General features: G+C 67.9%; 9 protein-coding genes. 7 read left to right on the top strand and 2 right to left on the bottom strand.

The features are described 5' to 3' along the window. Nucleotides 1-86: 86 nt before the first annotated feature. Both ABZ321_RS25945 and ABZ321_RS25940 read right to left on the bottom strand, forming a co-directional pair. Nucleotides 87-1,046 carry an FAD-dependent oxidoreductase gene (locus ABZ321_RS25945; RefSeq protein WP_354895544.1) on the bottom strand — a complete coding sequence of 320 codons (960 nt, stop codon included), beginning with the start codon at nt 1,044-1,046 and terminating at the stop codon, nt 87-89. After that, nucleotides 1,043-2,491 (bottom strand): carph-isopro domain-containing protein, encoded by a 1,449-nt coding sequence (locus ABZ321_RS25940; RefSeq protein ID WP_354895541.1) that lies wholly within the window; start codon nt 2,489-2,491, stop codon nt 1,043-1,045. The genes ABZ321_RS25945 and ABZ321_RS25940 overlap by 4 nt, the downstream gene beginning before the upstream one ends. Nucleotides 2,492-3,054: 563 nt before the next feature. Here ABZ321_RS25940 and ABZ321_RS25935 point away from each other — a divergent pair. The 7 genes from ABZ321_RS25935 to ABZ321_RS25905 all read left to right on the top strand — a co-directional run bounded on the left by ABZ321_RS25935 (nt 3,055) and on the right by ABZ321_RS25905 (nt 11,105). Continuing rightward, on the top strand, nt 3,055-4,347 hold the full coding sequence (locus ABZ321_RS25935; protein ID WP_354895596.1) for an APC family permease: 1,293 nt from the start codon (nt 3,055-3,057) through the stop codon (nt 4,345-4,347). Continuing rightward, a complete protein-coding gene (locus tag ABZ321_RS25930) occupies nt 4,344-5,351 on the top strand; it encodes an acetamidase/formamidase family protein (protein WP_354895538.1) in 1,008 nt (335 codons plus the stop codon). The genes ABZ321_RS25935 and ABZ321_RS25930 overlap by 4 nt, the downstream gene beginning before the upstream one ends. Before the next feature lie 6 nt (nt 5,352-5,357). After that, complete coding sequence (locus ABZ321_RS25925) at nt 5,358-6,068, top strand: GPP34 family phosphoprotein (protein WP_354895535.1); 711 nt, start codon at nt 5,358-5,360, stop codon at nt 6,066-6,068. Between the two features lie 387 nt (nt 6,069-6,455). Further along, on the top strand, nt 6,456-8,771 hold the full coding sequence (locus ABZ321_RS25920) for a hypothetical protein (protein ID WP_354895532.1): 2,316 nt from the start codon (nt 6,456-6,458) through the stop codon (nt 8,769-8,771). Beyond that, a complete protein-coding gene (locus ABZ321_RS25915) occupies nt 8,768-10,039 on the top strand; it encodes a radical SAM protein (RefSeq protein WP_354895529.1) in 1,272 nt (423 codons plus the stop codon). The genes ABZ321_RS25920 and ABZ321_RS25915 overlap by 4 nt, the downstream gene beginning before the upstream one ends. Further along, complete coding sequence (locus tag ABZ321_RS25910) at nt 10,036-10,215, top strand: hypothetical protein (protein WP_354895526.1); 180 nt, start codon at nt 10,036-10,038, stop codon at nt 10,213-10,215. Before ABZ321_RS25915 ends, ABZ321_RS25910 begins: the two co-directional genes overlap by 4 nt. Nucleotides 10,216-10,298: 83 nt before the next feature. Further along, nucleotides 10,299-11,105, top strand: coding sequence for a hypothetical protein (locus tag ABZ321_RS25905; RefSeq protein ID WP_354895523.1), 807 nt, complete (start codon nt 10,299-10,301; stop codon nt 11,103-11,105). The last annotated feature ends 162 nt before the right edge of the window (nt 11,106-11,267 follow it).

The following is an 11,267-nucleotide window of genomic DNA, read 5'->3' as shown; positions in this document are numbered from 1 at the left end:
GAGCCGCCTCGTGCTCCAGCGCAATGAGGACACCCCATTGATCCACGAGGCGGGAGCGGCCTTGAACGAGCCGGCTCCAATGAGTGTCAGGCGCCCAACGCGAGCTTTGTTGCGGTCATTGCACATCCCCAGGAGAGGGTTACCCCGGCGCCGCCATGGCCGTAGTTGTGGACTATTCGAGTTCCGTTCAGCTGTTCGCTGTCGACTCGGACTCGGCTACGCGTTGGTCGAAGTCCGACACGGTGCGCGATGATTTCCGCACCCCCCAAGCTTGGTTCAACCTCTGCGCATCGACGGACGATCGCCGCGGCGGTCTCAGGATCGGAGTTGGGGTTCCAGCTACCCGGCTGAGCGGTTCCACCCAGCACGACCGTGTTTTGGTGTGGGTAGTAGTGAAGGAGGTCTTCGCCCGCTCCCGTGTCTTCCGAGAAGAACTCTGTGATGCCTGGGTTCTTGACGACAACGATCTGCCCGCGGACGGGGAAGACGCCGGGGTCGGGAACCAGGTCGCGTGCGCCGAGGCCGGCACAGTTGACGATGACGTCCGCTTTGCCAGCCATCTCCACTAACGCTGCTACACGTTGCCGATGGATCTGGACACCGTTGGCATCTAGTCGTCGCCGGAGATATGTGAGGTACATCGACATGTCGACGAGCGGCGCTGTGTATCGCCATCCTGTTGAAAATCCCGGTGGCAGTTCACTGCGGTCGCACATTCGGAACCCGTCGAGCTGATTGCCCCACGACGGTGGGTCGACCTCATGGCGTGCTGCTTCAACGCCGGGGACCAGCCGTACGCCTGCACCGGTTTGCGTTGCAAGTTCTTGCAACGCTTCGAGCGTGACGGAACTCCAGGCCGTCACCATGTCGAGTGGCTCGACGTGATACGGGCCCCACATCGCTCCAGCCGCCATCGATGTTGTTGCCTCGGTGGGCTCAGAGGTCCAGATAGCGACGCGGGTGCCGGCCTCGGCGAGGCACATTGCTGTGGTCAGCCCGGACACGCCAGCGCCGATCACGATCGCGTCTGGCTTCGCCTCGTTCACGAGAGTGACGTTAGACGTTGGACTGCTTGGTTGCTCAGCGCCGTCTCCAACTTGGGCAATAGGTCCGCGACGGTGTGGTTGCGCTTCCTTCGGCGAAGTTCGGTTGCTAGAACGCCGAGGAGCGCTGTACTGCGTGGCGAGCGCACCCGGTCGAGGCGAGGAAGCGCTAGCTCTGTTACCTCGCAGGCGTCGTCCAGCTTGCCGTGAGCAGTGTAGGCAAGGGCCAGCCATGCACCTTCGTACAGCGCGCGGCGCTGGTATGGGAGGTCAGGTTTACGAGCGTAGGCGCCTTTTCGCAGGAGCGCTGCACCGTGACGAAGCTGTGCGCGTCCGCTTGCGCCGTCTCCAGCAGCGACTGATTGCCGCCCGGCGAGCACCATGGCGTATCCGGCTTGGCAATCGAGGTGGTTGGCCGTGAGGTAGTACATCCAAGGAGGATCGCGCTCGACTTGGCGTTGGGCGAGGTGGTCATGTGAACGCTTCCAGCTTCGTTCGCAGTCATCTAGACGTCCGGCAGCGGCGTATGCATACGAGAGTCTTGACTGCACCGATGCCCGGACGCTCTCGGCGGACCGCTCCGAGATCCGTCGAGCAGCTTCTCCGAGCGCTACGCCATCGGAGGTGTCGCCAAGTGAAGCTGCCTGGAACGAGAGATCTGCGAGGATGTGCGCCTCCATTGCGCGATATCCTGCTTCATGTGCGGCGCGGAGCCCGGTGAACAAGTACCGCTGAGCTAGCCCAGGCCGAGCCGCATCGATCGCCTTCCAGCCTGCAAGCTGCGCCAGGTCGGCAACTGCATAGAGCAGCCGTCGGCGCACGCCGTCTGAGTGGGCACCGTCGCGGAGCACTAACAGGACCGCTCGCATCTGGGCATCGACGTAGTTGAGGCCGGTCCCGCCACCCTGTTCGTCGTCGAGAACCTGCAAACGAGGCACGATCTCCTCGATCTGATCGACAAGTGGATCGTCAACCGATGCGGCGGCAGGAAGGGTAGTAGGCGCCTCGCCGCCCTGGGTGTCGAGGTAAATCCCTACCGCTCGTGTGAGGGCAGCCCCCGACACGGATAGGAACATCCTGCGGTCCATTAGCCCACCCAACAGCCAGTCTTCCGCGATCAGCATCGTGCTCGTGAGCGACCACGGTCCGGTCATGCCCGCGCTGGCGTCGAGTATCAGTGTGCCATCACCGACCTCGCTTCGCCCGGGCCAAAGGTCACTAGCAGTGACGATTTTGCCAAGCCGGCGGGAGACGACGTACGCGGTCAGAGCGGGCAGGGGGGTGCGAGGAACGCCGCCGGCATCGCGCCAGTAGTACGGCGCGGTCTCAGCCAGGGTGCCCACACCCAGAAGCCGGTTAAGTTCGCGCGCCAGCGCTCGTGGCGTCAAACCAGCTTCGCTCAGACGCGCAGCGAGGGCGGGATTGGTGCGATCTGACGGCGCTGGCAAGGCTGCTCCTTGGGCTGTCGCAGGGCAACGCAAGGTTAGCTGATTGTGTTCGCCGCCATGTGCATCTGATTGACGTTTTTGACGGTCTGATGACGTTCCGGCATCGCGAACGGCGAGGTGTGCTGAACAAGCCATCGGCACTACCAATCTGCACAACAGCGTGGGAAGTGGTGACGTGAGGTTCGTACGATGCGCCGCCAGTCTCATGTGCGTGACTGCCATTGCAACTGCGAACGATGCGGACGTCAGACGTTGAGCGCGTTTGACGGTTCTAGGGGCCCTGTTCGCCGTTCCTGCGTTAGCTGTGGGCGGCGAACAGTCCAGACCAGCTAGATCGGTTCGATCATCGGCGCGCTCAGGCGGTGACGCGCTGATGGTCACGCCCGTCAGTCCCCTGCAGCTGGCGGTGATGAAGATCAATGGGAGGAAGTTCAGCGATGAGCACCGAACAGCGTCTGCCAGTCGAGGACGGCAGATCGAGATCGACGGCCGGGTCGCGGGGTGAGCCAGGGCTCCGGCGGACGTTGGGGCTGCGTGACCTGGTGTCCTACGGGCTCATCTACATGGTGCCCATTGCGCCGATGGGGATCTTCGGGTCGGTGTATGCCGGCTCCGGTGGCATGGTCGCGCTTGCGTACTTGATCGGCATGGTGGCGATGGTGTTCACGGCTGCGTCGTATGCGCAGATGGTTCGTGCGTTCCCGCTCGCCGGGTCGGTCTACAACTATGCCGGTCGGGGTATCGGCGCGCCGGTCGGGTTCCTCGCGGGGTGGGCGATCCTGTTGGACTACCTGCTCGTGCCGAGCCTGTTGTATCTGGTCGCGGCGGTTGCGATGCATGCCACCGTCCCGGTGGTGCCGGTGTGGTTGTGGCTGCTCGTGTTCGTGCTGTTCAACACGGTCGTCAACCTGCTGGGCATCCGGATGACGGCCCGGATCACGAAGGTCATGCTGATCGGGGAACTCGTCGTCTTGGCGGTCTTTCTGGCCGTCGGCGTCAATACCCTGCTGGAGGGCCGCGGTCGCGGGGCATGGTGGGAGCCGCTGTTCAACGGTGGCACCTTCACGTGGCCGCTGGTGTTCGGTGCGGTGTCGATCGCGATGCTGTCGTTCCTCGGCTTCGACGGCATCTCGATGCTGGCCGAGGAGAACAAGGACGGGCCGAACCAGATCGGTTGGGCGATGGCCGCCGCGCTCGGGTTGGCCGGCGTGCTGTTCATCGTGCAGACCTGGGTCACCGCGCTCCTCGTGCCCGACCCGGCGGGTCTGCTGGCCAGCGGTGACCCGGAGGGCGTCGCGTTCTACGACGCCGCGCGGCAGGCGGGTGGGGCGTGGTTGGCGACGTTGTGCGCCGTCGCGACCGCGATCGCTTGGGGTGTGGCGAACTCCCTGGTCGCGCAGGTCGCGACCTCCAGATTGTTGTTCGCGATGGCCCGTGACCGGCAACTGCCGTCGTTCCTGCGCAAGATCTCCGTCCGATACGGTGTCCCGGCCAACGCGATCACGCTCACCGGACTGCTGTCCGTGGCGATCGGTCTCTACATGGCGTGGCGTTCCGACGGGGTCGCGTTGCTGTCCTCGCTGATCAACTTCGGTGCGTTGACCGCGTTCCTGGTCCTGCACATCGCGGTGGTCTGGCACTACCTAATCCGCATGCGGTCCCGGAACCTGTGGTCGCACCTGCTCGTCCCGGCGGCCGGGTTCGCGATCCTCGCCTACGTCGTCGTCAACACCAACGTCGCCGCCCAGCAGCTCGGCTTCGTCTGGATCGGCGTCGGCGCCGTGATCTTGATCGGTCTGTATGCCGCCGGCCGTCGCCCGACGCTGTCGGGCCTCAGCCACGAGGACCGGTCATGACGGCGCTACCAACCGAAGTGGTGGATTACCAGCCCGACGAGCCGACCCTCTACACGTTCGGCGGCGTCGAACCGGTCGCGATGATCCGTCCCGGGCAGATTCTGCGCACATACACCGAGGACTGCTTCGGCGGGTCCGTACTGAGCGTGGACGACCTGCCGTCGAAGGTGTGCGAGGCGTTCAACCCGGTCACCGGCCCGTTCCACGTGCAGGGCGCCGAGCCCGGCGACACCCTCGCCCTGCATCTGATCTCGCTGACCCCGGCACGGGACCGGGCGATGTCGGCGACGTTCCCGCACTTCGGGGCCCTGACCGCCACCCACACCACAGCGATGCTGCACCCGCCCCTGGAGGAGCGGGTCTGGCAGTACGACATCGACCGGCCGGCCGGTGTCGTGCGGTACCGCGCCCGCCGGTCGCAGTTCACCGTCGAGCTGCCGCTCGATCCGATGCTCGGCACCGTCGGGGTGGCGCCGGCCAACGGTGAAGTCCGGCAGTCGATCGTCCCGGACGCGCACGGCGGGAACCTCGACGTGCCGGAGCTGCGGGCCGGGACCACCCTGTATCTCGGCGTCAACGTGCCCGGCGCGCTGTTCTCGCTCGGGGACGGGCACGCCCGCCAGGGCCACGGCGAGGTGTGCGGTGTCGGCGTCGAATGTGCGATGCGCGTCGTCCTCGTCGCCGATGTGATCAGGGGCGTGTGGACGCCGTGGCCACGGATCGAGACGAACTCCCGCCTGCTGTCGATCGGGGCGGCGCGGCCGCTCGAGGACGCCTACCGCATCAGTCAGCTCGACCTCGTCCACTGGGTGACGGACCTGACCGGCCTTGACGTGCTCGACGCGTACCAGCTGGTCTCGCAGGCCGGGCAGGCTGCGCCTGGCAACGTCTGCGACCCGCTGTACACGATGCACGCCGCGATCCCCACCTCGGTGCTGCGGGGCGCGACCGCGTACGGCGGCGTCCATCGCCGACTGCGGCAACACGCCGGCGCAGCGGGGTGAGCTGCCGTGACGTATCCGATCGGCGAGGCCCCGCCACCGAATCTGCGGCAGCCGCTGCGGGTGGAACTGTTCTTCCTCACCCACTCCGAGACCGGCGAACCCCTCGCCCACGCCGGCGCCCTCGCCGTGGCCCTGGCCGGGGCGGTCATCATCGACGACCTGCTCCGGCCGATCGAACGGCTCCGCCTGATCGGTCCGCAGGTCATCGTGGTCAACCCGGCCGTCTCCGGTGACCCGGTCGCGGACTGGGCGATCCGGGCGCTCGGCGGGTTCACGGCCGGTCAGGGTCTGGAACGGCAGCGGTCGGTGGGAGTCCGCGACGCGATCCGGGCACTCGCCGCGCACGCCTACGACCGCACCACGGCCGGCCTGTATGCCGGGGACCTCGTCCGCGACGTCAACCGGCGGCGCCTGGGCCGAGGCCGACCTCGGTACCCGCCGACGGACCCGGCCAACATCGCCCGGGTCCGCGGTCGATTGTGCAGCGTCCTGACCGGCTACACGCACCCCGACCCGCAGACCGACGCGCTCGGCGGACTGCTCCGCGCGCTGGATCTGGCCTCCGAGCTCTACCTCGACGGGTCCGGTCTGGACCTGCAGGGACTGCTCGGGCAGATGACCGACCGGGTTGACGCGGCGAGCCCTGCCGTGCGTCAGATCCTGGCCGCTACCGACGACCTGATCGCCGAGACGGCGGTAGCGGTGTACCGGCATTAGGCATTCCAGGCGGTGTATCGCTCGTCCCGGACCGTTCCCGCGTTCCGGCTCGGGACGAGCAGGCAGACAGCGGCATCAACCCCTTCACCGCCGAGGGCGAGTCGCTGTCCTGCGGGGTGGCCCCTGCCCGCGCCTCCCTGGGTACCGGGCCACCCCGCACCCACCGGACCCCGCCCCGGTGCACCTGCACCGGCCACGTTGACCATCCCGCACACCACCTTCCGATAGGCAGCCTGCAATGCCCATTTCTCTGCGGTGTCCACCCCCGCGCACTACGAACGGTCCAGCCCGTGTCCACGCAGAACGCCGGGACGGCTCACCGCCGCCCGCACCGTGCGGCCCGTTGCACCCCGCTGGTCGCGGTGCCGTCTGGCAGGACCTGCTGCGATGAGCCGCCGCCCCGGCCACCGGATCCCGCGCCTGAACGCCCGCAGCGCCGCGATGAGCCGCGCCAGCCGACTGCTCGACGAGGGCCGAGATCGCGAGGCCCGGACACTGCTGGAGCAGACGCTGCCGACGAAACCACCCGCCGGCGGGGCATTCGACCGTTGGCTGATCGACGCCACCGCGCTGTGGGTCCAGCTGACCGACGACGACCCCGACACCTACCCCGCGCGGTTGGACTGGGCACGCCGCGCCTACCACGCCGGCCGGACCCTCTCCGACAAGCCCCTCGACCTGGACCTGCGACGCGACAGCATCGACGCCTACGCCAGCGCCCTGAACCGGCTTGGACACTTCGAGGAGGCGTTCGCGATCTGCCGCGAAGGCATCGATCTGGCATTCGCCCGCGGCGACATCGACGACGCCCTCGACCGTCGGATCCTCCTCGCCGCCGGCCAGCACGATTGGCGCTGCGGCGACGCCAACCACGACGCCATCACCGCACTTACCCAACTGCAGGACCGCCACCCCGAAACCACCATCACCAGCCTCACCCAGGCCCTGCCGATCCTGGCCTGCCTGGAAACCTGCCACCAGCACGAAGCAGCCGACACCATCGCCGCCCGGATCCGGCTGACGGACCTGAAGGACCTGAAGGACACCAGCCTCCTGGACGACATCCTCGACATCACCGAACAGTTCGCCGAGCAGTACATCGACCACACCGCCCGAGTCCACGCCGACGTCGTCTGCGACCGCGCCGACTGCCCCGTGCAGAATCCGACCGGCGACACCGCGCCCGCCGAACCGCAGCGAACCATGACCACCCGGGTCTACGAACTGCTGCTGGCCGGGTATAACCCAGCCACCGCTCCACCGCATCCGGTGCTGACCAAGGTCGCGAGCCGGTACACGACCGTAGCGGCCCCTCGACCTCACACGCGATCCGCATCGCCGCTGGACTGGGCCCGGTACGTCCACAACGCCCACCTCCAGGACCCGAACCAAGACCTGGCGCTGGCGATCACCACAACCCGGGACGTTGCAACCACGTTCCAGCGACTCGGCCACCCCCATGAAGTCGACCAGGCGTGGCAGCGCCTCGCCGACTTCACCGACCGCCTCGACCCCGACGACGCCGTCACCTGCCGCATGGTCATCGCCGAGGAGCACTACCGCGAAGGCCGCTGCGACAAAGCCCTCGCCACCTCCAGCGCCGCCATCGCCGCATGGCAGGCGCAGCAGCCCCGCACCACCCTCCGTGGGATGGTCGCCATGATCCGCACCGATCTACTGTTCGACGGCTGCCACCGCCACACCGGCCACCCCCACAACCAGCCCATCGACCTGTCAACGCTCGACAACGACGACAACGCCAACCTGTTCGCGATGTACTGCCACGGCCTGACAGTCATGGCCCGACACGCCCGCACCTACCACCCCGACGACCCGTGCATCGACCCGGAATGCCGCGACCAGCTCCGCTCCGCCGCGGACATTCCGCACCGACACGTCCTACGCACCGTCTCACCCCGCTACGACGACGGACAGCACGCCGAGGTCACTGCCGTGACCAGCGCACACCTCGCCGACATCGACCCTGACACCAGCCCAACCAGCCAGACGCTGGCCGCGCTCGCGCTACTGCACTGCGACAGCGCCGCCATCACCGCCAGCACCAGCAGCGACCCCGCCACCGTCAACGCCGTACGCACCTCAGTGCTCGCCTGGACCCGATACGTCCTGCGCGCAGTGCAGGAGCTCGACCCCAACCGAACACAGTGGATCAACGCGAGCCGGACCCTGTCCCACGCGGCAAGCCTGTGCGGCGCCCACGCCGAGGCGATCCAGATCGCCCACGAAGTCCTCGAACACCAGCACGCCACGGCCGACACTGCCGGCGCGATCACCGCCCGCCTCGACCTCGCCGACGCGCTGCAAGCCGCCGGCCGCTGCGGCAATGCCGGCACCGAGGCCGACATCGCCTGGTCCGACGCCCAACGCCACTACGACCCCGACATTCGCGAGGAACGATTCACCGCTTTGCTCACCGGGATCAACGTCGGGGCGATGCATGGCGACTGTCACCGCCACCAACACGCCGACACCACCATCGAAGCCGCCATCCAGCGGTACGCGGCGCCAGGCACCGACCATGAACGACAGCAGCGCTGGCAGGCGGCCAACGCTGCCATCGCTCTCCGCCGGGAACGTCACGCCAGCCTGCACCCTGACGGATCCTGCGACAACCACGACGCCCAGATCGCCACGCTCGTGCAGCGGATGTTCGGCGACCGACGCACCAGCCCGTCCGCATGACGGCACCGGCCGCAGCCGAGACTGCAACGGCCTTCACGCCTACGGCCAGCGGCGCTGTTCGGTCCTCGGAGACCGGGGGAGCGGACGGTTCGGATACAGGTCGGCGAACAGCCACGGATCTCGACGCCATACCGGAAAGGCCGCAGATGCGAGTGATCGTTAGCCCGCAGGAAGACACCTACGTCGCCGTGCAGCCGGGCGCCCAGGCCGGTATGCGCCTACCCCGAGCGCACTACGAGGAACTCGCCGCCGCGGCCGGCCACGGCGCTGCGGTGCCGCCGTGGTTCGCCGCTGCCGCATGGCAGGCGTGGCACATCGACCTCACCGGGCAGCGGACCGACACCGTCGTGGTGGTTCGCGGTCGCTCCACCGCACCGGTCACCTACAGCCGCGCCACCTGGGAGATCAACAAAGGCTGCAACTTCTCCTGCGAACACTGCTACCTGGAACAACGACCGTTCGCCGGACTGCCCCTCGAGCAGAAGCTGGCGCTGATCGACATGCTGCGCGACATGGGCGTGCTCTGGTTCCAGATCACCGGCGGTGAACCCCTCATCGACCCCGACTTCCCGCCGGCCTACGAACGAGCCCATGACGCCGGCATGATGCTCGAGATCCTCACCAACGGATCCCGCCTCGCCCGCCCCGAACACCTCCACCTGTTCACGACACGACGCCCACACAAGATCACCGTCTCGATGTACGGCGCGAGCCCCGACACCGCCGACGCGCTCACCCAGACCCGAGGCGCGTTCAACAACACCTACCGCGGCCTGCAAGCAGCAGCCGCCGCAGGCCTGCCCGTCACGGTCACGATCGTCGTCACCCACCACAACGTCGACGAACTCGCCGACATGCGGGCGCTGGTCGACGAGCTCGGCTTCCCCCGCACCGAGTACGGGTCCATCTCACCGACCTACACCGGCAACGGCGCACCCCTCACCACGCAGGCGGCCGGCTACCTCGACAGGAACGCCATCTTCGCCGGGTGTCCGGCCGGACACACGTCCTTCCACGTCGACCCGTACGGCAACGCCACCATGTGCAAGATCGGCCGCGACCACCCGATCAACCTGGTCACGGAGGGCCCGGAAGGGCTGCTGCGTCTGCCCGCGATCGCCGACGCCCAGATGCTTCGCACCGGTGGATGTAGCGGCTGCACGCTCTCCGCCACCTGCCGGGTATGCCGACCCATGGCGCGCGTGTACCAGGCAGCGGAGGCACCACTGGAACACTACTGTCAGCACGGCGAAAGGAACCCGGCATGACCGTCACCGCTGTCCAGATCACCCGCCGCCCGGCACCGGCCAGCACCACACCGGCGCCAACCGCCCGCACCAATGACCCCACCGGTGAGCCCGCCGACGTCGTCATCGTCGCCGACATCGAAACCCTCACCCGCACGAACCAGCCCGGCTGCAGCGACGACAACCCCTACCGCTAACCCCGGACGTAGACGCAATAGAGCCCGGGCGGTTGCCGTGCCATAGCGGCACCGCCCGGGCCCCGCGTTGGTGAGGAGCAGCCGTGCCAACCGCCCGCATCCCGTACGACGCCCTGCCCCCCGCCGCGCTGGCAGCGATCGAAGCGACGACCGGACCTGTGCTGTCCTTCGACTCGCCAGCCGAAGGGTTCAACAGCGCGGTCGCCGCCAAGGTCCACACGGCCACCGCGACGTACTTCGTGAAGGCGCTGCCGAGCGACCACCGGTGGGTGTGGACACAGCAGCGCGAGGCCGACATCGCTCCCTACGTGCGACCAGTCGGCCCAGCGCTCATCGCCCACCTCGTCACGAGCGGGTGGGACATCCTCATCTTCGAGGCCCTTCCGGGCCGCCACGCCGACTACCGACCCGGCTCCGCAGACCTGTCCAGCGTCGCCGACCTCATCCAGCGGATCGGTGAACTCCCAACACCACCGATCGAGCTCCGGGACGCCACCCAGCGCCTCGCCGCCTACGTCACCGTCGAGAACGACCTGCAGCACTTCGCCGGTACCACACTGCTGCACACCGACTGGAACAGCAGCAACGTCATCGTCGGCGCCGACACCAGGATCGTGGACTGGGGCTGGGCAACCCGGGGCGCCCCGTGGCTGGACGCCGGCTATTGGACGATCTGGCTGATCGCCGCTGGGCACACCCCGGCATCTGCCGAGCGTCACGGTGCACGGATCCCCGCCTGGCAGGCCGCCACCGCCGAGGGACTGGAGGCCTTCGCAGCCGCTAACGCACGACTCTGGTCCGCGACCGCCGGCGAGCAGGCAGATCCATGGACCCACCGCATCATGACGGCGGCGAACGACTGGCACGAGTTTCGACGAGCTATGCCGTAGGACCACCGGCTGCCCCACGGCGACCGGCGGCGCTCGCTGTCCCACCGAAGCCCGCCGCGGTCGACGGTCGGACGGCCGTCACCGCCCGTCGTCGGCTCGCGGTAGCGCGGCAGTGTTCCGGGCGGCGATCGCGGTGTCGTGCGCGGGCCACGGCGCGGGGTG

It is taken from the genome of Dactylosporangium sp. NPDC006015 (assembly GCF_040614215.1).
In the GTDB taxonomy this organism is placed as follows: domain Bacteria; phylum Actinomycetota; class Actinomycetes; order Mycobacteriales; family Micromonosporaceae; genus Dactylosporangium; species Dactylosporangium maewongense.
This window is presented reverse-complemented; position numbering and strand designations above follow the sequence as displayed.